Origin of the sequence: Pseudoxanthomonas wuyuanensis, from assembly GCF_900215535.1 — a bacterium.
GTDB lineage: Bacteria > Pseudomonadota > Gammaproteobacteria > Xanthomonadales > Xanthomonadaceae > Pseudoxanthomonas_A > Pseudoxanthomonas_A wuyuanensis.
This window is the reverse complement of sequence record NZ_OCND01000005.1, coordinates 30,316-51,690: the sequence shown is the minus strand read 5'-3', so window position 1 is coordinate 51,690 and position 21,375 is coordinate 30,316. Positions and strand designations below refer to the sequence as shown.

Below are 21,375 nucleotides of genomic sequence, written 5' to 3'. Positions count from 1 at the left end.
ATCTCTCCCGGCGGCCTATTTGTCAACTTGGTCAGCGGATAGGTGCGGATCCTGCCCTCGTGAAGGGGCGGGGCCGATCTCACAGGCTGAGATCGACGTGGGAATGCTGGGAATTCGAATAACTGAGGAGGTCGGATGTGAGCTGGAGCCTAGTCTTTGTGCGGGCTTATTGGAGAGCCTTGGCTGCCTTCGGTACAGCGCTTGTCCTGGCAAGCCTCCTGATGAGATTCAGGGGGCAACGCTGGATCAGCTGGCTGCTGCCGGACCGTGGAGCGTTGGCGTAGGCGCGGTGACGGCTTTCGGGCTGTTCGGCGCAGCCACCCTCCGACTCCGCGCTTGGGAGACGGACCAGATGCATGCCTGCAAGTACTGCTATGGGCCATTGGGGCACTTGCGGGACGGAATAAAAGGCAGAAGTGACTATCGCAGGTGCCTTCAATGTGATCGCTGCACGGCTGAGCCATGAAATCTGGATGCGCCTCGATGGATGGGTGATGTATCAACGTAGCGCTGGGCCAAGGCATCGTATCGATCATCGTCCCTGCGCCCCTACGCCGGCTTCCTGGAAGCCTCGCGCGAGCAGGGTGGGGCGCAGTTCCTCCAGTGCATTGGCTGGCACGCCTAGCCACAAGAGATTGCGGGCACGAGTCACCGCCACATAGCCGATACGTCCCACCTCGGTGTTGACCCCCGCCAGCAATGCGGCGGCGTGCTCCTTGTTCGCCAGATATAACACCGCATCGAGGCTTTCGCCCTTTGCCTGATGAACCGTATCCACGCGGATGCGTGGTGGTTCGTCATTGGCGGTTAGGTCGGCGGCGGTGACCAATGGAGCACTTGGCAAGCCCCGCCGCGCGAGCTTCTGGCCCAGATTGCCAACACCTGCGAGTTCGTGGTCGCGCTCAACCGTTGTCAGCAACGCCCGTATTCGTTCTAGCAGAAGCGGGTGCCACTGCGTGTCCGCGGTCAGGGCTGAGTCCGGCAATCCCGAGTCTGCGTTGCGCGTGAATGCCCAGATCAGCCGGCGCAGCGGCCGGTCATCGGGATAACGCGCAGGTTGGACGAGCCTGGCAACGAGTCCCTGCGGTGGATCCGCCAGGAGGCTGAGGATGCAGGCTGTCACCAGCTTGAACGCCCCGAGGTAGTCCTTGTTGCGATCCCGCAGGATGGCGGCCTGGGCCAGGCCCTTCACGGTTCCTTGGCCGGGGGCGCCTTCGTTGCCGGCCAGCCGGTCTGCCATATCGCGGCCCCGACACAGCACCGCCGAGCGCCCGGGGTCGAGTTCAGCTGCCGCCACCGCCGCCTGAAACGACGTAATGAGGTTCTCCCGGTCGGCGTTCCGGTAGGACACGAAGAACGCGCCATGCGTGGTGCGGGGGGCGCACCTATCCGCGGTGTCGGCCCGGATCGACAAGCGGTTGGCCAGATCCACTATCGCTGGGACTGATCGATAGTTCCGGGTCAGGCCGAGGTTGCTGACACCTGCCCGCTGACCGTAGCGGGTCAGGAACGAGCCGTTCGCGCCGGCGAACTCATAGATGCCCTGGTTCGGATCGCCGATCAGCGACACTTGGCAGCCCGCGCCGACAAGCTGCTCGATGATGGCCTGATGTACCGTTCCGATGTCCTGGGCTTCGTCGATCAAGATGTGCGGGTAGCGGCGGGCAAGCGCGCGCAGGATGGCCGGTTGTGCCGCCAACGTACGGTGGCACCAATAGCGACCTAGGTTGTGTGTGTACGCGCCGATCTGGCCAAGGCGGTTAATGATGCCGGACGCATAGGCGGTGTTCAGCGTTCGTGTATTGTCGTTGTCGGCGTAGTGGAAGAAGAACTGACCATCATCGATGCCCGCCTGCATCTTCGTGATCTCGCGCGGATAGGTATCCGTGTTGAACTTGAAGCCGTTCAGAAACGACTCTCCACCCGTCACAAGAAATGCGGCCTGTCGTGCGCCCATCGTCCGGTAGGCATGCGGGCGTAGCACGTTGGCGGTGATGAAGCCGTCCAGCGTGTCGATCTCGACACGGCTTGGGCCGGAGCCTACTGACGCGTTCTGCACCAGCATCTGGTATTCCTGCCGGAACGTGTCGACGGCGACGTTGGAGAACGAGAGTAGGGCGGCGCGGCCGCGATGGTTGCCCAGCTGCCGGCGTATCTCGGCGAGCCGCCGTACTGCGGTGAACGTCTTGCCGCTGCCGGCGCAGGCGATCACGGACATCGGTGTCAGCGGTGCACCAATGATCTGCAACTGCTCGGCAGATGCCTGGGTCATTATTCGGCTTGTCCGGTCTGGCAGGCGTGGGCGATCGCTTTGCCGATGTAGTCCGGCACCACGCAGGCGGCGCCATCAGCGAATACCTGCGCAAGTGCTTGACCGAAGCGGCCCTTCTGCACGTTGTTTTGCGACCGCTCGAACATGCCGCTGAAAAGGGCGCGTGCCTTGGCGGCATCGCCTTCCGCCGCTTCGAGCGCCGCGGTGACGGTTACGGCGATCTTCGGGTGCAACTCCTTGAGCGCCGCCAGCATCGCTGTGCGGTTATCGGCGTGCAGGGCCAGGTCATACTCGAGCGTTTTTAGCCCGTGGAAGACCTTAATGAAAGTGTCCTCGCTTTCCTTCATCTTCGCCGTATTGTCCGATACCTGTACCACATCGCCGGGGGCCGGATACAGCGCCTGTGGTTCCTCGCCTTCGACGGCAACGGACACGGGGTCCGCATCGGTGATGACGGCCACCGGGATCTTCAACGCAGTTGTACCGAACAGCGGCAGGAACGAGTCGAAATTCAATCCCTCGACGCTTATCAGGCTGACGCCGTGCTCGCGGAGCTTGTGACCAGCCTTCTCGGCCAGCACGCTCACCAGCATGAGTTCGGCCGCGCCTTCGACGAAGATCACCCTGCGGGCAAAGAACAACTCGGCGCGGGTTACGTCGAGATAGCGTTTCAGCTTCTCACGCTTGCCCTTGCCGAAGGTGATCGTGCGCGGGAAAAAGGTCTCCACGGCGTTCCCGGTGTCGACGAGGCAGGCTAGACTGTCGAGGTCAGCAATGCTGGCAAAATTCGGCGAGTGGCTGGTAACGAATAGCTGCACGGGCTTCTCGCCTTCGACGGCCTTTATCGTCTCAAGGTAGCTGAGCAATACCGCCTGCAGATGCGGGTGTAGGTGCGCCTCAGGCTCCTCGATGATGAGGCCGCGGTAGCTGGCCTCGGGGTTCTTGGCCAGCTCGCTAAGCACCACGGCCATGAAGATCAGGTTGTTGAAGCCCAAGCCGTTTTGCTCAATCTCGAAGGCATCCACGATTAGCGACAGGCGCGAGGCCAGGCGCTGAAAGTCGCTGCCGCTCAGGCCCAAGTCCAGCGCCTGTGCCAGCTGCGGACCGAGCATCGCGCCATGCCGGCCCTTGATCGCCGCATGGGTGTTGATGACTGGCTGGTGCTTCTTCAGTTCCTCGTCAAGTTCCTTCAGCGCGTTGTTGATGCCGTCCTTGCCGGCGTTGTCGGCAAGGAGTTGGAAAAGACGCGAAAGCTGGCTGGTGCGGTTGGGCTTCAGGCCCTGTGAGGCATCGCGCAGTGGCGGCAGGTAGACACCGCGTAGGTTTTCCATCATGTCCCCAGTCAGGCCAACGTCCTCATGGTCGCCACACCAGCGTTTGGCGCGCAACCGTCCTGTCTTGTCCGCTTCCGAGTATCGGACGGTGATGTGCGCTTCCATTTTTCCGTCCGCGTTCGGCTTCAGCGCCGCCAGGAAGTCGGCTTCATCGTCTGCGTCGAGGCCGCGGAAGACGTATTGGAAGACCATGTCGCCCTCCGGGGTACCGCCCTTGGGGCGGTGGATATCCTCGGCGTCCAAGCGGGGGTAGGGTTCGTCGTGTCCGGCGAGCAGGGCGCGCAGCGCGTCGACGACTGCTGTCTTGCCTGCGTTGTTGGACCCGACAAGGACGTTCAGGCCTTTCTGGAAGTGCAATTCGGCTTTCTTGAGCTTCCTGAAATTGGTGATGTTGAGCTGCGCCAGATACACCGGTTGCCCCCTCTTTGTGTTGTCGGCGATGCGCCAGTCCCCGTGGATCCCATCGTAGCTGATCGGGTGGGGGTAGACGCGCGAGTGGTCGGCGAAACTGGGCGTCCCGGCGTTGATTCCTGGCCTCTCTCCGGCCCGATCGGCCTACGCCATCCACTAGCCGCGCAGGGCGGCAGGCGCCGACGCTCGCAGGTGTGCGGCTATCGCCTCCGATAGGTCGAATCCTTGTCGGCATGTCCCGAAGTGTCGCGAATGGGGCAATGCCCGTCTGAAGGATTGCGCAGCGCGTAGATGATGGGTGTAGATCGGAACTCGCACATCTGCGCGTCATCCAGCACGAAGATGGCATCGAATACCGAGAAGACATCCATCGCTTCCAGCAACGGCTGCAGATGCGAAGCGCTATTGCGGTAGTCCACGGATGGCACCGGCCAGTTGTCGTAGACCATCAGCCAGTTCTGTGGGTGACGCAGGAACCCTGGGGCGAGAGCCTTGCTCAACTTCTGCTTCACGTAGTACGCCATGGCGATCGCCCATTCACGCTCAGTCGAGTCACCGTACCATCCGTCGCCCCACGCATCGTCCTTGATCTCCTGCCGCAGCCGCGCTGCGCTCTTCCTTGGCTCACCCGGCACAGCGCGTGACATGAAGAACACCTCCGGCCCCAGCCCTTCCTTTTCTCGAAGGAACTGCGCGTGCGCCTCGTTCTCCGACACGGCTTCGGTATGTTCGATGCCGATGCTCGTCTCAGGCAGTTCCAGCACGAAATCGGGCTTGTCGCCATGGGTCAGGCGCAGAGGAAAGGACAGTCGGGACGTGGGCAGTGTCGCCAGTAGATGAGCCGCACAATAGCGCTCGGTATGATGACTGCGCCGCCCTTGCGCTCGCCGTGGCACTTGGGTGTCCAGTTGCGACAATGCGGATCTGAAGGCCGCGTCCGTGTCCGCGGACATGAGCTCTACTGATTCCATGACGGGGCTCGAAGTTGGGTTGGCTGGGTGGAGGACGCGGTGTATTGCCTAGGGTCAGGTGGGAATCTGCAGCGGACGGAGCCGTGGCTATTATGTCGGATCGGCCGTGGTGGCGAGCCCAGCGCCCGAATTGGTCGAGCGCCGCTCGCGCAATTCCTCACTCAGTGTTCGAGCAGCCCGGGTCTTGTTTACCCATGCGCCGCAGCTCCAGAACAACCCGACGACAAGCGCCGCCAAGAACAGAACAAAGAGACGTTGTGCGCGCAGATTTTCGGTGGCCATCTTGTCCAGTTCCGGCGTACCCAACGCTTTACAAAGGACACTTGTCTGCTCGACGCTGAAGCCTGCTGCTGCCGCACCTGCGGACAGGGTATCGCAGCGCGCCTTATCCAACGCCGGGCCATAGGCGGGCAGTGCGGGGAGTGTCCACCGCAGCGTACGGGCGCCGTCGTCGGCGATGGCGAAGTGACGGCCGTCGTCGCGGAAGGACAGGTAGGCATACTTCATCATCGCGGCGCCGTAGAGCAGGCCGCCGGTACTGGCCAGAAGCACCAGGGTGGCTACGCCGGCCAGCCTCGTGCGGCCTTTCGAGGGCAGGACCGCCTCGTTGATCATCAATGACCTCAGGTCGAAGTAGGCACCGCATTTGCTAATACGCTCGATCGATACGTCGTTGGCATCGGACCAGTCAATCAGTTGGGTCGTTTGGCGGAGGCTGTGCGGACGAAGTCCGGAGTGAAACTGGAATGAACTCAAATCGCGCTGATCCCGCAAGTATGCGGCTATGCGTTCGTTGGAGATGGGGGAGGTGCCGGCGACCAAACGCCACGCGCGGGCTAGTAAGGGGAACGCGGAGCCAGCGCGCAGAAACGCATACCCGAACGCAATCAGCACGGGGATGACCGCGGCCGCGTGCTTGCCGCTGGAAACGAAACTGTCCACATCAAACGTCATGAGCGGCTTCCTTGGAAAGAGGTGAAGCTGAAACAGGCCAGAATCATCACCTCGGGAAATCTCACAGCGTGAGACGGACAAGATCCACCCCTGTCGCGGGTGGGCCGCGCGCACTAATGCGGTTGGCGGCGAGCTATTGTTCAGCAGCCTTGCGCGCCTTAGCGTACGCGCGACGGTTTGCCTTAAGGTAGGTAGCCGTGTGTTCGGCCCACATGGAGACCGAAGGCATGGCGAAAGTCAGATGTCCTTGAACTGGAACTTTGAGGCGATGTACTTCGCCGAGCTCTCAATGTAAGGGAACACGGTGCTCTCATTAATGTTCAACTGATCCAGTTGTCTGAGAACGGCCGGCTTGTTCGATACGCCGATACGTTTGACAGAGATCTCTGGGGTTCCGCCCTCGTCCAGCGTCGCATCATGGCCAAATAGCAAGAACGCGCCTGACTGAAACGCAATTCGACTGTTTGTGTGCTTTCCCTTGACGCATATAACAGAACGGAGATGGCGTGGGTCCACTCGACTCTCGAAAAATGGCTTCTCTTCCTTGACAAAGTGCAGTAGACGCTTGACCGCCAGCTGTCGGTTGAACTTGCGTACGTCGTTGCTGCTGTAGTCGATCGACTCCTTCGAGTCTTGCGGGAGCCGGGTCAGGTTTGCGATGCAGCTGGCGGTGTCTGAGTCGAAGTACTTGATCTGATGTCGATCCATGGAGAAAACGATCACTTCGCCATCATCGTCGAGGTTGCTTTTGCAGGCGAAGTACAGTGCTATCAGCGGGTTCGAAGTGATATCCAGGAGGCGCGTCGGCAATGAGTAGTGCTGCATCCGGACAAGCCGGTCGAGTGTATACACATCGCCATGGAAGTCGACAGAGTTAGAGACGAGCAACTCCCTGTACATTCGGTCTTCGGCATCTCGGTAGATGAAGTTACCGCGATCATCCTTTCGAAGGATAGCTGGCTCAAGCCGGTACCTGGAACGGTTAGAGTGTCCGCGATAGAACACCTCACGACCATGGTGATTCATATCCAACACATTCTCGATAAATGCACCAACGCTATTAGCTTGGAACTCCGGTGTCGAGGCGGGGGGAAGATCCGTCTTCGTCACTCTTGGACTCGTCATGCCGTCGGGGGCAAGGCGGGCACCGATCAGCACTTCGTAAAGGTCTTCGTCCTTGATCGCCCAGTGTGTCCGGTTGAGCTCCCAGTCGCGAATGTCTAAGGCTGTTTTCAGCGGTTCGATCTGCTCATACGGGATCGGCGGAATCTGCGGATCAAATTCTGGCCGGATATAAAGCAGGCTGCCGTTGTTACGCAGCTTGACCGAGTTCAGGCGCCCGACTCGCATGGGCTCGTCAGTGCCTTCGTAGGCAAAAAGGCACGGTAGCTCCATCAGCGCCTTGAGCTGTAGTTCTTTTAGCTGCCGGAAGCTGGCCGCAATTTCATCGCTGGTGTATTCGAGGAATCGGCCGCGAGGATACTCATAGCCTGGAAGGTCCCAAGCACCGTCGCTGGCAGTAACGAGGAAGTTGAACATGTGTTCGAATAGCCGCTGGGACCAAGCCTACGACGAACATTAGCAGAGACTCGAGCCGGCTTTGCTACTTGCTCAAGATCGCGGCCTATTTTCGTTCCAGGGAAGTGGTCTGGTGAAAAGAGGAGTCTCCGAAGCATGAGAAGCTAGATCGGAACACTTTTCTTATGGCGCGAGTACGGCGCTCCGGGTTCGATCTAACGGATATTCAAACACATACTACCTCCATGAGGCCGGAACCCATGGGCTTCGCGTCCGGCACTCCGCAGCGCAGTGTCCCCTCAGGATGTTCGCAATGATGAAAAACAAGGTCGAGTTGATCTACTGCATCATGGTGGTGGCCACGGCCGTGATGGCCGGCATCGTCAAATGCACGGCGGCTGCAGCATGTCGCAACTGCGGTGATTTCCTCGATCCCTGATTCCTACTGGTATCCCCACAAGGCCCGGCATTGTCCGGGCCTTGTGCGTTTATGCCGCCCACCTACAAGGAAATGACAATGCACCTGGTTGAAACAATGGCCTACGCTGGCGAGAAGCCCTGGCATGGCCTGGGCAACAAGCTCGCCCGGCAACAGCCGATTGAAGTCTGGAAGCAGCAAGCCGGCATGGACTGGCAGATAGAAGAGTCCGAGGTCCGCTACGTCACCGGCCGCAACAACGTGGGGGTCATCCAACCCTTCCCGGAGAACAAGGTCCTGTACCGTTCAGACACCAAGAAGCCGCTGGCTGTGGTCTCCAAGCGGTTCCAGGTCGTCCAACCGGGCGAGATCCTCGAGTTCTACCGCGACCTGACCGCGGTCAATGGCTTCGAACTGGAGACGGCCGGTGTGCTACGCGAAGGGCGCAAGTTCTGGGCGCTGGCCCGGACCGGGCAGAGCACGGTGCTCAAGGGCCGGGACAGGGTGGATGGCTACCTGCTGCTGGCCACGGCCTGTGATGGGACGCTGGCGACCACGGCTCAGTTCACTTCGGTACGCGTGGTCTGCAACAACACCTTGTCCATCGCGCTAGGCAATGCCGGCGGTGCCATCAAGGTGCCGCATCGTAGCCAGTTCGACCCGGATGCGGTCAAGCGCCAGCTGGGTATCACGGTTTCGTCGTGGGACGGTTTTGTTGCCCGGATGAAGGCCTTGTGCGAACGCCCGGTGGACCCGGACTCCGTCGAAGGCCTGCTACGCCGGGTACTCGTCTACGCAGCGGCAGACGGCAAGGCGCCGGTGGTCAATGAGCAGGCGCTTGGCAATGTCCGCGCGCTGTACGAGGGCGGAGGGCGGGGCGCGCAGATGGCCTCCAGCCGAGGCACGGCATGGGGACTGCTCAACAGCATCACCGAGTTCGTCGACCATCACCGGCGTGCACGTAGCGATGACCACCGCAGGGAAGCGGCGTGGTTCGGGCAGGGCGCTCGACTCAAGCAGCGCGCGTGGGACGAAGTGATGCGGCTGGTGGCGTGATGCAGGCCCGGTTACGTGTACGCGTGCCGGTCGATGCCGGGGTGGCCTCGTCGGAGGAGGTTACCCGGGCACGAGACGACCGGGCCATTGCGCGAGCTTTGCGCATCCTTGAGCGGCGGGCCTGCGCCCCAGGTCCGACGTTTGGGGATGTGGCGACGTGTGGTGCGTTCTTCCGGTTGCGGTTGGGCAATGAGACACGGGAGCACTTCGAGGCGGCCTTCCTCGACGCCCAGCATCGACTCATCGCCGTGGAGCGGTTGTTCTCCGGTTCGGTGGATGGCGCGGAGGTGCGTCCACGCATCGTGGTCCAGCGCGCGCTGGCTTTGAACGCAGCAGCCGTCATGGTGGCCCACAACCATCCCAGCGGCCACAGTGAACCCTCCACAGCTGACCGGGCGGTTACGGTCCAGCTGACGAGTGCGCTGCGGTTGGTGGAAATCCGGTTGCTGGACCATTTCGTGGTCACGGCCAGTCAAGCGGTCTCGATGGCTGCCCGGGGACTGGTGTAGGGCTGACGTCCGTTCGGTGGTCAACGGCATAGCGCCCGGCCTTTGGGGCCGGGCGCTATGGGCGGCTGGCAGCGCTGCTATCAGGGTTTCCCGCTGGATGCGGCTTCCATGATGGCTTCGGTCAAGGCTTTGCGTTGGCTGTTCGGTAGTTTGGTGAGAGCGGCCAGGACAGCAGCCAAGCGTCCTTGTCGTGATTCGCTCTCGTTGCCCAACGACAGGATGGCATCAGCCATGGCCGGCGTAGTCGCGACTAAGTAAGCCGGTGGGACCTCCAGCGCGCTGGCCAACTCGAAGAGGGACTCCAAGCTGATAGCCATGGACTGGCTTTCATATCGGCTAATGCGCGCCGATGCGGTGTCTTTGTCCAACCCCATACGCACCCCGGCTTCCCGTTGGCTCAAGCCCCGTAACTGGCGGGCTTGGCGCAAACGCGCGGCCACCACGCTGCGAGGCACGGATGGGGCGGTACTCATTGGCTGAACAGAAGCGTTGCACGCATGCCAACAGGATGACTGATGGCGTACGCCCCGGGTAGACTCTACGTCACACGTAAGTATGGTGCAAGTCTGATTGGGGAGTGAACCCGGCCGGAGAGGCGCAGCTGCCGCTAAGGCAGCGCGCGGCTCAACGGCGCGGTTCACGTCGACACGATTGAAAACTCAACAAATCGAATAGGGGAATCAAATGAAAAGAATCGCTTTTGCCAGCGTGGCGCTGGCGTCTGTGTTCCTGGCTGGATGCGGAGGCACACCCGATTGCGGCGATATGGACACGCTGGAGGTGCTCGATCAGGCCATCGAGACGGAGGTGGAAAAGTACGCTCCACGAACCTTGCGGGGTACCTCTGAGGAGTTCGTCGGGATTCTCGATACCTACGAAATATCCAACATCCGCATGCTGGACTACGACAAAGACGCGGACAGCTATCGATGCGATGCCCGTATCACCTACGTCTATCACAGCCGCAAGCGGTCGGTGGACTTCACCTACCGGGTCGACACCGACCAGACGGATGGCAAGGTCCTCATCGAGTACCAGAGCAAGATGCTCGATCCGATTCTGGGTTATGCCCTTGGCTTCTGACGGAAGCCCTCCTCACCTTCTCTTACCTCAACGGAGCCATACGTCAATGGGCGTTCTCATCTACACCCTCGCACTCATCTTCTTCATCATCCCCGTCAGTCTCCGGGCCTATCTGAGCCTGAAGAAAGGGCGCTTCCCGCTACCGGTCTTCCAGAACAATGTCGTGGTCAATCGGATCAAGCTACGCAAGGGCATCGGAATCCTCTCGCCAATCGTTTTTTGGGTCTTCCATGTCTTCTTCATGTTCTGGGCGATTGCCATTGAAGCCTGGCTATCCGCTTTGGCTGTCGTCGTATATATGGTGATCAGCCCGCTCCTGTCCGGCCAAATCAAGGCCAAGCAAGTGAGCGTCATCCAGGAAAAGGTGGCGCCGGAGGTTTCCGATGAAAGCCAAGCCTGACCGGCCGCGGCTTCAACAAGTAGAAGGAGCGAACGTGAACAGAAGTATCTGCATTGCCTTGATGCTGATGGTACTGGGAGGCTGTGATCGCCTCTCAAGCGCTACTGGCCTTGCCGGTCCAAGCGGGGAGTCCGTAGGAACGGCTGGCGAGAAGGGCCCTGATGTTGCAGCAACGCGGGAAACCACCGACCTGCAGGATAGCTCCGAGCCCCTTGGCGGCGCTTACTCAGACGCAAAGCCGCCCAGTCCGCCTCCCGATGGCGTTCAATACGAGCGGGACGTGCTTGAGGTCAAACGCGCTTGGGACTCGCGCAATCGGGGCCGACTGATAGGACTTCCCTCTGGCATTAGCGACTCGGGCTATCCCTTGTGGCCAGCCACCTGTGAGTTCTACTCGGACAGCGCCGATTGCCGTATGACCAACGGTGCTCGCATGAACGAAATGGATGTGGTCAATGGCGTGACGGTGATTCGCAATATTGATGTAATCAAAAACCCAGAGCTGATCTGCGGGGACCGACTCTGCGTGAATCACGACGGTACTGTGCTTGGCCACGTATCGACGGAGATGCAGGAGTGGCGAAATCGGTACTGCTCTTGGACCGGAAACGGAACACCTGAGTGTCCGTGAAGCACCGCCGTTAGGCTCAGTCGGGGGCTGCAACGGCTCCAGATATGAGCGAAGAATGGGAAGGGGGCGGCATGCCCCCTTCTCTTGCGCGGATTCATTTTTTTGCTTCGCGCAGAGATGCTAGTGATCTACTTCAGATAGAGTTCGTGTCGAGTTCCGGGCAAGGGCGACTGACAGAGTGAAACATCGTATTCGTTCTTCAGCGCTAGAAAAATCTGTTGTGTCACCGGTCCTGAAGACAACTGCTGGCGCCAGCACGACATTGGCGACGTGGGCCCCATGATACTTGAAGCGGGCAGATCAACTAAGCCGCTGCCGTTGGCGACGAAGTTTGGGATGCATCATCGACAGATCGTGAGGGCGTCAACTTCATGGCTTCAATGGGTCCGCTGCACCTTAAGAACGTTCACGCGCATCCAGATATCATGCGCAATCAGAACCTGATAGTTCCTGACAATACGTTTTGTATCTTCAGAACATAGAAAATATATGGCGTCCAGCCGCCCATCTTTTGCTATACAGACTGTTGCGGCCTAGGCACTGGCCGCACGGGGCCCGGTTCGTGCGCTAGTCAACGTAAAACAAATGAGCGCCTCCGGCGAACATTCGGTTTGGGAAGCGTTGAGTAAACGCGTGTACGTAGGCCGCGATAATCCAACCGGGCGCATTGCATAGTCTGACTGTATCCAAGAGCATTGCTATATCAACGCCTGGATCGCAATGGAACTTGCTTGGCTTGGGTCGGTGTCAACCGAATCTCAATGGAACAAGGATGCTAGGATGAGAAAGCTGAAGCCAGTAGAGCTGGTCGTTTTGACAGCAGCGATGTCAATCGGTAGTTTGTCGGAGGCGCAAGAGATAGAAGAGCTTCCGATTACCAACTTAAATACTGTTAGCGTAACCGGTACGCATTATTACTGGCCCATTACGCAGGTTTCCTATCAACAGGGACCTCCGGTCAGTTTGTATCCTGGCGGCACGCCCCTCCCCGCCACCCCCAACAGTATCGTCAGAGCGAAGGCGCTGAACTGTGCTCAGAAGTATGGCGTTTGGCCTCTTCCTGGTGGTTACACGCTCAGCTATATGAATAAGTATGGTTGGACGCAAGGGACCGGCATCACTACTTATACATCAACAAACGTTCAGCCTTTCGGAAGCTGGACGTCGATCGCGGGACTTCAAGAAAGCAATAATAAACAGATCTGGATCTTGCCGGAAGGATATGCGACCTTCAAAGAGCATCTAATTACATTAGTGCATGAGCTTGCGCATGCTGGCGGCATTACGAACGAATCCATAGCCGAACAAGCGGGGCAGTCAGCTTATGCTGCCTTTGTCGCGGATAACGGAGCCAAATGCGGTGGGCTGTAGTAATCACTCTAGGACTGGAGTTAGAAATGGAACGCCATAAAAAGAAATCCAACAAGCGCACTATATTCATAGTCCTAGTGGCAACGGTTTTCGTGGGTGCCTACTTATGGACGAAGCAAAAGGCGCCTTTGGTGGACGCCGTGGCTGCGCCCGCTGAACATGTGGACACTGTCTCGGCGTCGACACCTCCGCCGTCGCCGACTCCTTCCATAGTGCCACTCCTGGCCGCAAGCTCAGTACCTTATTCGAAGAATACGGAAACGTTCACGGTTGCGAAGTCGTGCGCCATAGCATTTCGTGAGAAGGATGGTATGGACAGCCAGTTGCAAGCTTGCGAGAAGAGCGATGCGTATCGAGGAAATCCCCAATATGTGGCCTTCGTCGAGTCCTGTGACGCCCGCTCAAAGAAGTTCGGACAGCGTCTAAAGAGCCTATCGTCATCACTCGCTGCTTGCGACGCGAAGACATCTGCGGAAGCGGAGGTGGACTTCTACCAGGCGACGCGACGTGCTGCAGCCAATAACGATACCGATGCCCAGATCTGCTACGTCCGTGGGACGTTTTTCGTCAATAGACCTTGGACAGAGCAAGAAAAGGACGACTACAAGAAAGAAGCACAGGCCTACACAAAGGCGGCTTTCGAACGTGGAGATTGGCGGATTGTCGAGTTGCTTAGGGTTGCCACACCTGAAGTAATAGCACAGAGCGGATTGATGGGGACGTTGGTGAATGGAGAGCGAACGAGTATATACAAGATGAATCGCTTACTCCGTCGTGGCACATTGGAAGGAAAATATCAGAAGCTGCTGGACGCTCTTGCAGAGGATCCGGAAGCGCCACTCCCAATTGCGACAAAGGCGGAGGCTGACCTATGGGTCGCCCGAACCTATGAACGATCGTTCGCCCAAAGCCCGCGTCTGCAGGACCAGCCCGATACGTGTGTCGCGGATGGTATAGGCGACTGAAGCAGAACTAAGTTCGGCTTATGGAAGCAACCGCCTACTATTCTCAGCTTGGTCGCGTGGCCGAGGCTATGTGCAGGTCAAACAAGTACTGCCAGTATCCACTTGCATGCATTGCGATTTGGATTAAGCCCGCCGTCCTACTACGCCAAATCCACTTTTTCATTGATGAATCGGGTGCCTGCCTCGGCTACATGACGTGGGCGTTCCTAGCGGAAGATGCAGAGCGGAAGCTACTTACCGATGACGACGTCATATTGCATGTTTCCGAATGGAATGAGGGCGATCGACTATGGATACTCGATCTCGTCCTAAGCCCGGGTGTCCTTCGACGTGCATTAAGAGAGGCGCGGATGCTGTTTCCGGGCGCGTTAGAGGCGCACTCGCTTCGACGAACCGATGAAGGAAAAGTAAGCAAGGTTACTCGCTGGAAGCTTGCGTGAGGAATAAGGTCCTCTGTGTGCAAAGGTGATCATGAACGGTGCTTTCGATCTCGTATCTGCTAGTCCTCATGGAGTGGTGCCGTTTCAGGTTCATGCCCTCCGCAATCCGAGTATTTCTTGGTTGAATTACAGATGGTGGATGCGAAATGGAGTAGATCTTGCCAGTACAGATGAGATGTCACGACTGAAAGATCGGCTCGTTGCCGAATATGCCTATGCAGTCATTGAACACCGTCAGATTGAGCAATTCAACTCTAGTGCCAGTAAAGTGTTCTTGGCTGACCGATATGGAAGCAATAGCGGATATTTCGCGCATGGCGGGAGTGGAAGGGCCGCAGTTGTTGGTGGTATGAGCGTCAAAGGGGTGGGTGCCACCCCCTTGGTTGGTGAGGGCGTGAACCGCGAGCACTCTCACGGCTGTGCGTCTATGAACGTTGCTATTCGTGAGGCCATCTATGCTGAGGTATTTGACCTTGAATTCAGGTTCGGGGCTGTTCCTGTCGTTGCAATAATCGACACAGGACTAACGTTCGAGTCTTCTTCCAGGCCAGGAACTTACCTCAAAAGAGCGTTGATCGTTAGGCCATCGGTACTGCGTCCAGCACATTTCCAGAGAGCGCCTGGATTCGTCCGCCCCTTGGATGGCCACCATAACTGCCAAATGGATGATGTGGAGCGCACAAAGGAACTGATAGCTCATTTCGAGAAGGACGCTGCATACGAAGGTAACAGCACCAAAGATAGATTGACGATAATGCTGGAAAAGTTTGCGCAGCAAGCGGCATTTGGACAGGTTCATCGACTATACGGTGGAGGGTTCTTTTCGTCCAATCTTTCTGTTTCCGGTGAACTCATGGACTATGGGAATGCACATGCATTTCCGGATTGGGCTAACGCAAAGGTCCTTGACAACGATCTCGGATTTGGGCGGGAATTGGAGACAATTGTAAGTACCGCGAAGTCGTTGGGCTTTTACTTCCAAAAGTATGCAAGCTGCCCGCCGGCGCTCGAGAACGAGACAGAGATCATGGAGCGTGTCTCTCAAGCGTATCGACTAGCCTTCAGAGAAGAAATCCTCCGGCTGTGGGGCGTGCCAACAAGATTGGAAGATTGTCACGCAGACGCAGTGTTTAATCGCACTTCGGACTACTACTTTGCTCAGCAGAGTAAGGCAGTGAACTACTCACGCAACCAGGAATCTGACTTGAAGTGGCTAAGCTCAAGCCTACAAGATGGCTGCAATGATAGTTCACATGAACTCGCATTGCAGCAACAAGTCGTTTCGGATGTGTTGTCACATATCGAGGCCAGTGATCGTATCGGCTCCAATAGGAGAACACGAAGAAAGTTTTCTCTCGCATGCGCTCGTCGACTTCTCGCGCCCCGGCGAGCTATTTACCGATCAGAGTTGCAGAAGCGAGTGAACCAGTTTCTTGAAGCGTCGGAAGGAACACTGAATAGCTTGCCTGCCTTCATAGCAGAAGTCGTCAACGAGAGTCGACGCCATTGGCCAGAGCTCCCCGGCAATTTCGCAGTAGACATGCATGCTCACCATATGGGTAGCAGCATTCTTGTCGGCTGGCGAAATGAAGATGAAGAACCAGCGGTTTGGGTCGAGGGTCTTATCTTCGAAGGGCGATTGGAACTTTTTGGTCAGGTTCTTCCGGAGGACGCAGCTTTGGCAGCAGACCCCATGGCGAGAGTGGAGAGCACTTGGAACTGCGTCCTACCACGACGATGCTTGAATGATCGCTTGAGTGGAATCCAACTGGGTGAACGAGAAATAGAGATTCCCTGCGCCTGGTTCACATATGGCTACACCGAGTAGAAAAATCGGCGGTTAGTAGAAGGTTAGTGTCGCCACCGGCCAAAAAGGCTAGGTGAATCGTCCAAGCGGTCCCACCGCTTGATCGGCGTCGATGGGCGAACCCTGCCAGCCACCGTCTCCGTCAATGGCGAAGTCGCGCCAACTCGGTCAATGAATGGGCTCTACAATGTTGTATCCATACTTGCTGATGAGTTCATCGGGGCTTCCGTCATGCGAGTGGCATGCCAGCATGTAGAGGCTAGTTGAGCTTTCAAAGAGATATGGCTTGGAGCGTCTACTGTCGCCCTCACAGCGGGATGCCAAGGTCAAGGCGGAAGAGGCGCAGAGGCGCGCGGACAAGATTGCCCGCGGCCTAGACCCTGATTGCTTCGTGTGTGATGGATCAGGCAATCAACAGCAGTGACCTTTTGACGCCACTGCCTCATGGTGATATGTGGTTGCGGGTCCAGGCACAGCATAGTCGCAGGGAGGGAGCCGATGGCTCCCTCCCTGGCCGATTGCCGCATTCATTTTTTCTGGTCAGCGTTAAAGCGACCCGGTGCCGGGGTAGCGCAGCAGCCGAACATAGATTTGGCCCCTCCGCTCCTGCTTCATAAGCTGTCCCTCGTACTCAAGGCGCTTCCTTGCCGTGTTAAGGGCCCTGCCGCAGAGTCCCGCCTGCTGCGCAGCCTCGCTCAACTCGACCCAGTCATCGCCCTGGCATGACGCAATCTTCTCGATCCACTCCTTGAGCCTTTGAGCATTCTGCGCGGGACGAGGCTTGCCTGCTGCGCGGGAGGGATGGGGGGAGGTGGGTACCTTCGGGCTTTGGACGTGCGGGGCGATCGCCTCGACGAAGATCTTGCGGTGTTGTCCCAGCGACCATTCCACAATGTCCCATGCCCGCTGCACCATCTCCAGGCTGATCGCATTCCCGTCCCCACACATCACGTGGAACACGGCACCGAGACGAAGCGTGTTCTCCCAGGCCCTGTCGCGGGCCTCCGCAATGTCCTCGTACTCAGACTCCCATTGCTTGATGCGGTGCTTGAGCTCGACCATAAAGGCGGCCGCGGCGTCCTCCAGCCTAAGCGGTTCGCGCACAAGCTGCTCGCTGACTGCCCGTTCTTTGGCTCGCGCAAGCAATTCGGTCACCCGGTCATGGAACGTCTTCAGGCCGGCCTGGTTGGCCGAAGGCGGCGAGAAGAACGCCATTGGCTCATAAAACTTCACAGGGTCATAGCACGCGGCGATGGCGCGCGGCCACAGACCCTGTACGAAGGTCTTGCTGTCGGTTCTGATGAGGAAGGGGTAGAAAATCTTGGGCTGGATGCGCATTCCCAGCGAACAGCGAGCGTCGGTGGCTACGAGTGAAATGCCCCGAACCCTATGCTTGATGGGGGGCTTTCCGCTCCAGAACTGCGTCAGCTTGTCTGGGCACTTCTTGAGCAACTGGCTGTCCAGAAAGCTGTCGCCGTCCTCGTGTTGGATTGAGAGAGCGCGCCCCGTTCCATGAAGCGCTTCCATGAGGGCGCGATAGCTGACCTCTTGGAGGAGCAGCTCCTCGCCATCGCTCTCGTTCTCGAATTCATAGAAAGGCTTGAAGAAGCCGTGATATGAGGTCCCCTTTCCCAAGCCACTACGGCACACCGCCAGTGTGTTGAGCGTACAGGGCATGAGCCGCCCGTCCGGTCCAGCCACGTCGTAGGACAAATGGACCGCAGCGGCGGCAGCGGCGATAGCATCCGTCAGCAGCACGCATGGCGGTATGTCCGACAGCTGGCGGTGCAGATGGTGGGCTGCGTCATAGAGCAGGTCCGGAAGCGCATCAATCGGACAGTGAGCGTGGTGCCTAGGGAAAGGATACATGCAGGATCTTAGTACTAGTCAGATGGAACGAGGGGATATCCGAAGGCGCAACTGTCACAGTGTAATCGCATCCAGCGGCCTGTCGCGACGGCCTGCAAACACTCGGCGCAGCGTAGCCATACTATCGGGGCTTCGCCGGGGTGCGCCTCGCTGCTTCTTGTCCTTGTGCCGAGGCTTGCTACGCCGAAAGTGCTGATCCTTGCCGCTGTGCAGCTTGAGGACACAGTCGCGCTTGGTCAAATACACCAACGCTGCCCGAAGCCCCAGAAGCTTCTTCGTGTCACAGACATGCACAAGCCCCAGGCCATTGAACTTGAAGCTGGGCGCTCTCACATAGCAATTGAAGTAGCTGGACCTGTTGACGCCCGCTACGCGCATCCAGTCCTCACCGATCCGTCGAGTCAGGCCGTAGGCGTCGCGCCGGCGATGCCCATCCAGCACGATGAGCCAGTGCCAATGGGCACCACGGTTGATGCCATCCTCGCGCTTGTAGATCGCGCCAAGGTAGTCATCGACGATACGTCCGTCACGTAGGCGGCGATAGAACTTCTCGATCAGATCATCTGCTTCCTGACTGACGCCCAAGGCCTTGGCCCAAGGCCGGAAGTAGAGGTCAACCCGGAGTACTAGCAGGCGCGAACAGTGCGAGAACAGCTCAAAGAGCAGCTTGCGACCGCTGGAGAAGTTGTCGTTGGCCTGCCGGTCGATCTTGCGGCACTCATTGATGAACCGCCAGGAGCGGGAGGCTCGCCTCACAAAGCGAGCAAAGCGGTTCAAGGCATGAACCGCGTCCATGTCCGGAGAGCCGTCGCAGGCAGGGACGCCAGCCTCAAGCCACAGGCCGATCGGCTTGGCCCAGCGCTGCAGCGCGCGCAGCATGACGGTCACCTGGGGACTGAAGACATAGTCGATGTAGGCGCACAGCCAGTCCGGCGTTCGCTCCTCAAGCGTGAGATAACGGACGCAGCACGCGTGGAGCAGCTTGCCCAGGCCAGACAGCTCGTACTGACCAACGACCATGGCTGGCGCTGGCCGCCATGAGCTGATGTTCCTCACCGGACTGCGATCATTCACCAGCAGCGCCTTGTGCGCGCCGGTCAGCTGATCCATGAACTCCTTGAGCGTGCGGTCCTGGGTGTCGGCCAAGAACCGTTGGCCGTCATCAGTGTGATGGCAAAAGTGCCGCTCGGCAGCCAACTGATGCTGACGCTCTCGACGCAGGATGTCCTGCGTGCGTTGGTCAACGTAGTCATCCTCGCCCTCTGGCTCCAATGGAGGATTGGGCGCCAGCGCTGGCAGAGGCTGCACCGACTGGCCGCGCTGCATACGATATGTCATTGCTTTCATAAAATAGTGGTAACGGATTGGTATTTCGCTTCGCTATTGGATACAGTCCGGAAATCCCACGACTTCGATAAGTGAAGAATCTGGGCCGGCCCAAGACGGGCGTGTCCACGAAATGCCCGATCTGGCAAAGCGGCGGCGGCGTCGAATTAGCGTTCAGCGGCTCAGGCGGCCAGCTCACGCGCCGCCACCCAGGCGAACACCTCGCTGGCAAACCAGCCCACAGCGCGCGCACCGAGCTTGCGCGGCTTGGGGAACTTTCCTTGGCTGATGTAGAGGTAGAGCGTGGAGCGAGACAGGCCCGTTATTTCACGCACGCGCTTTAGGCGGAAGATGGTTTCAAGGGAGTGGGAACTCATGCTGATCTCTGTTGGTGAAGAGGGCTCGCATGCTGCCGATCCGTGCTCGAACGCGCATTGATTCCGCCGGAATGTTCCAACATTCCGTCATCTCATCATGCGCGAAAGCCAGGTAGGGCAAGGCTTTTACATCCCGAAAATAATAGTTTGAGCGCGATCGGAATTTAGGTGGCTATGGGGTTAATTTGACTGTGTCCTAGGACGTCCATGCGCGAACTTCTGGTCAACCATGGAGGCGGAGGAGAAGTTGCGCAATCAGCTGTGAGACGAAGCGCGGTGCCTCACTCCTTGGTACGGCAAGCGTAGATGTGAGCAGACGACGATCGTTGCCTAACCGAGCTGGCATGCTATAAATCCGTCCGCCAATTTCGGCAGTCCTCGTGGATGAGTTGATGGAGACAAGGAGCACGCAGAATCGAATGATTCCCCTGAGCAACACCGGCTGGCAGCAGTACAAACCGGAGGGGATTGACGATCTCGCATTTCTGGCGCAGGAGAACGTGCCGGTATACGTGCAGGTGAACATCTCCAGGCATCTGGTCTATTGCTATCTGCAGGTGCCCCTCGCTCCACAGCAAGTGGATGAGTCGGACGCTGCTGGACATGACAGGCCCTTTGTCGAGCCTGCCGATATCGACTCGCTCCCCGTCAAGCGCTTCTGTAATGACGTTCTCTACCTGCAGTTGTCACCAGAGTCCTACGAACAGGCTGCCCACTCGCGTACAGCCGTTACGCCGACCTTCTCAGGTGGAGGACTATCCAGAAAGCGGGTCTACACGAATACGGGTAAGGATGGGCGCGGGCGCGAGATCCGGGAGTACAGCGACGTGAGGATTCACGACCTTGAGCGGGTCGAGTTCAAGAGTGCCATCCTCATTGACGCGCAGGCCTGGAGCGATGCGCTTGATTGCAGGCGTGACCACATGCTTCGTGGTGAGGGCGATCCCGGCATGGAGCCTCCTGAGTTCTACTCCGTGAGTTTGGACAAAGTGCCTGTGGCGGAGCTCTACGTGGATGCGCAGGACGTGGAGCGCCTCAAGGCGAAGGTGCTGAAGCGTCAGGGCCACGGCAACTACCCCTTCGATCACAAGGAGCGCATGCCCGGCATCTATCTGATGTTCCAGGCGGCGTGGCTGCTGAATGAGAAAAAGGAGCCCATTGACCCAAAGAAGTGGCTCACCTCGGAGGCCGCGAAGCTGGGCTTCAAGTTCAGGGACAAGAGCATTGTCACTGCAGCCAAGTTCGTAAGGCTTGACCTTGACCGTGCCCACGGCAGTGGCGATAGAGGGCTCCTGCAGACCTCTGGCCTCGCAGGCTGGGATGAGGGTGCCAAGTACACCTTCCCGTTCGCCAGTGGTTGGCTCTCGTTTGTATTTGCTCTTGCGGACTGGTGGGGCATTCAGTCGCAAACGGAACCGTCTCCGCCGTTGGTAGATCTGGCGAAGAAGTTACTTCGGGCTAACTTTGCCGGGCATGAGGTGGGGCATCTCACCCTTCTCATTAGCGGCGAGTCATTGCAGTCGACAGATGTGCCAGAACTTCGGTCCTTCGTGAGGGCGCTTCGTAGGCGCTGGCGGCCTGTGATCGGGATTGATAAACGACGTAAGAACGCCCGGGAGCGCTAGGCTCGTGAAGAGGGCGGTGTTCGCTTTCGACCGAGACT

General features: G+C 58.5%; 20 protein-coding genes. 11 read left to right on the top strand and 9 right to left on the bottom strand.

Annotated features, from left to right (window positions below; genetic code table 11):
• Nucleotides 1–532: 532 nt before the first annotated feature.
• The 5 genes from CRO39_RS11310 to CRO39_RS11290 form a co-directional block, all read right to left on the bottom strand.
• Nucleotides 533–2,272, bottom strand: a complete 1,740-nt coding sequence (locus tag CRO39_RS11310) for a UvrD-helicase domain-containing protein (protein WP_097122069.1) — start codon at nt 2,270–2,272, stop codon at nt 533–535.
• On the bottom strand, nt 2,272–4,017 hold the full coding sequence (locus CRO39_RS11305) for an ATP-dependent nuclease (RefSeq protein ID WP_097122068.1): 1,746 nt from the start codon (nt 4,015–4,017) through the stop codon (nt 2,272–2,274). The genes CRO39_RS11310 and CRO39_RS11305 overlap by 1 nt, the downstream gene beginning before the upstream one ends.
• A gap of 200 nt (nt 4,018–4,217) precedes the next feature.
• Nucleotides 4,218–4,970, bottom strand: coding sequence for a hypothetical protein (locus CRO39_RS11300; RefSeq protein ID WP_141400778.1), 753 nt, complete (start codon nt 4,968–4,970; stop codon nt 4,218–4,220).
• Between the two features lie 108 nt (nt 4,971–5,078).
• Entirely contained in the window at nt 5,079–5,942 is an 864-nt protein-coding gene (locus CRO39_RS11295) for a DUF6216 family protein (RefSeq protein ID WP_097122066.1), read from the bottom strand.
• A gap of 237 nt (nt 5,943–6,179) precedes the next feature.
• Entirely contained in the window at nt 6,180–7,481 is a 1,302-nt protein-coding gene (locus CRO39_RS11290; RefSeq protein ID WP_097122065.1) for an FRG domain-containing protein, read from the bottom strand.
• Between the two features lie 295 nt (nt 7,482–7,776).
• Here CRO39_RS11290 and CRO39_RS21290 point away from each other — a divergent pair, with 295 nt between their 5' ends.
• The 3 genes from CRO39_RS21290 (at nt 7,777) to CRO39_RS11280 (ending at nt 9,443) form a co-directional block, all read left to right on the top strand.
• A complete protein-coding gene (locus tag CRO39_RS21290) occupies nt 7,777–7,899 on the top strand; it encodes a hypothetical protein (RefSeq protein WP_274382264.1) in 123 nt (40 codons plus the stop codon).
• Nucleotides 7,900–7,977: 78 nt separating this feature from the next.
• The gene (locus CRO39_RS11285; RefSeq protein WP_097122287.1) at nt 7,978–8,934 is read left to right on the top strand and encodes a DUF932 domain-containing protein; all 957 of its coding nucleotides are present in this window, start codon (nt 7,978–7,980) and stop codon (nt 8,932–8,934) included.
• The gene (locus tag CRO39_RS11280; RefSeq protein WP_097122064.1) at nt 8,934–9,443 is read left to right on the top strand and encodes a JAB domain-containing protein; all 510 of its coding nucleotides are present in this window, start codon (nt 8,934–8,936) and stop codon (nt 9,441–9,443) included. The genes CRO39_RS11285 and CRO39_RS11280 overlap by 1 nt, the downstream gene beginning before the upstream one ends.
• A gap of 80 nt (nt 9,444–9,523) precedes the next feature.
• Here the strand turns inward: CRO39_RS11280 and CRO39_RS11275 are convergent, their stop codons facing one another.
• Nucleotides 9,524–9,817: a helix-turn-helix domain-containing protein gene (locus CRO39_RS11275; protein WP_425479689.1), complete on the bottom strand. Its 294-nt coding sequence runs from the start codon at nt 9,815–9,817 to the stop codon at nt 9,524–9,526.
• 310 nt (nt 9,818–10,127) lie between these two features.
• Here CRO39_RS11275 and CRO39_RS11270 point away from each other — a divergent pair, with 310 nt between their 5' ends.
• From CRO39_RS11270 to CRO39_RS20505, 7 genes are all read left to right on the top strand, one after another.
• Complete coding sequence (locus CRO39_RS11270) at nt 10,128–10,526, top strand: hypothetical protein (RefSeq protein ID WP_141400777.1); 399 nt, start codon at nt 10,128–10,130, stop codon at nt 10,524–10,526.
• A 46-nt stretch (nt 10,527–10,572) separates the two neighbouring features.
• On the top strand, nt 10,573–10,926 hold the full coding sequence (locus CRO39_RS11265) for a hypothetical protein (protein ID WP_097122061.1): 354 nt from the start codon (nt 10,573–10,575) through the stop codon (nt 10,924–10,926).
• Nucleotides 10,910–11,557 (top strand): hypothetical protein, encoded by a 648-nt coding sequence (locus tag CRO39_RS20515; RefSeq protein WP_141400776.1) that lies wholly within the window; start codon nt 10,910–10,912, stop codon nt 11,555–11,557. The genes CRO39_RS11265 and CRO39_RS20515 overlap by 17 nt, the downstream gene beginning before the upstream one ends.
• Nucleotides 11,558–12,337: 780 nt before the next feature.
• Nucleotides 12,338–12,928 (top strand): hypothetical protein, encoded by a 591-nt coding sequence (locus tag CRO39_RS20510; protein WP_141400775.1) that lies wholly within the window; start codon nt 12,338–12,340, stop codon nt 12,926–12,928.
• A gap of 26 nt (nt 12,929–12,954) precedes the next feature.
• Complete coding sequence (locus tag CRO39_RS11260; RefSeq protein WP_141400774.1) at nt 12,955–13,893, top strand: hypothetical protein; 939 nt, start codon at nt 12,955–12,957, stop codon at nt 13,891–13,893.
• A 20-nt stretch (nt 13,894–13,913) separates the two neighbouring features.
• The gene (locus tag CRO39_RS21395; protein WP_097122059.1) at nt 13,914–14,333 is read left to right on the top strand and encodes a toxin-activating lysine-acyltransferase; all 420 of its coding nucleotides are present in this window, start codon (nt 13,914–13,916) and stop codon (nt 14,331–14,333) included.
• Nucleotides 14,334–14,364: 31 nt separating this feature from the next.
• Entirely contained in the window at nt 14,365–16,161 is a 1,797-nt protein-coding gene (locus CRO39_RS20505; protein ID WP_141400773.1) for a hypothetical protein, read from the top strand.
• A gap of 525 nt (nt 16,162–16,686) precedes the next feature.
• On the opposite strand, the gene CRO39_RS11250 is transcribed toward CRO39_RS20505, so the two are convergent.
• The 3 genes from CRO39_RS11250 to CRO39_RS11240 all read right to left on the bottom strand — a co-directional run bounded on the left by CRO39_RS11250 (nt 16,687) and on the right by CRO39_RS11240 (nt 19,712).
• Nucleotides 16,687–18,009 carry a DUF3987 domain-containing protein gene (locus CRO39_RS11250; protein WP_097122058.1) on the bottom strand — a complete coding sequence of 441 codons (1,323 nt, stop codon included), beginning with the start codon at nt 18,007–18,009 and terminating at the stop codon, nt 16,687–16,689.
• A gap of 54 nt (nt 18,010–18,063) precedes the next feature.
• Nucleotides 18,064–19,335 (bottom strand): YagK/YfjJ domain-containing protein, encoded by a 1,272-nt coding sequence (locus CRO39_RS11245; protein ID WP_162125831.1) that lies wholly within the window; start codon nt 19,333–19,335, stop codon nt 18,064–18,066.
• A 182-nt stretch (nt 19,336–19,517) separates the two neighbouring features.
• Complete coding sequence (locus tag CRO39_RS11240) at nt 19,518–19,712, bottom strand: helix-turn-helix transcriptional regulator (protein WP_097122056.1); 195 nt, start codon at nt 19,710–19,712, stop codon at nt 19,518–19,520.
• 419 nt (nt 19,713–20,131) lie between these two features.
• Here CRO39_RS11240 and CRO39_RS11235 point away from each other — a divergent pair, with 419 nt between their 5' ends.
• Nucleotides 20,132–21,337, top strand: coding sequence for a hypothetical protein (locus CRO39_RS11235; RefSeq protein ID WP_141400772.1), 1,206 nt, complete (start codon nt 20,132–20,134; stop codon nt 21,335–21,337).
• Nucleotides 21,338–21,375: the final 38 nt, after the last annotated feature.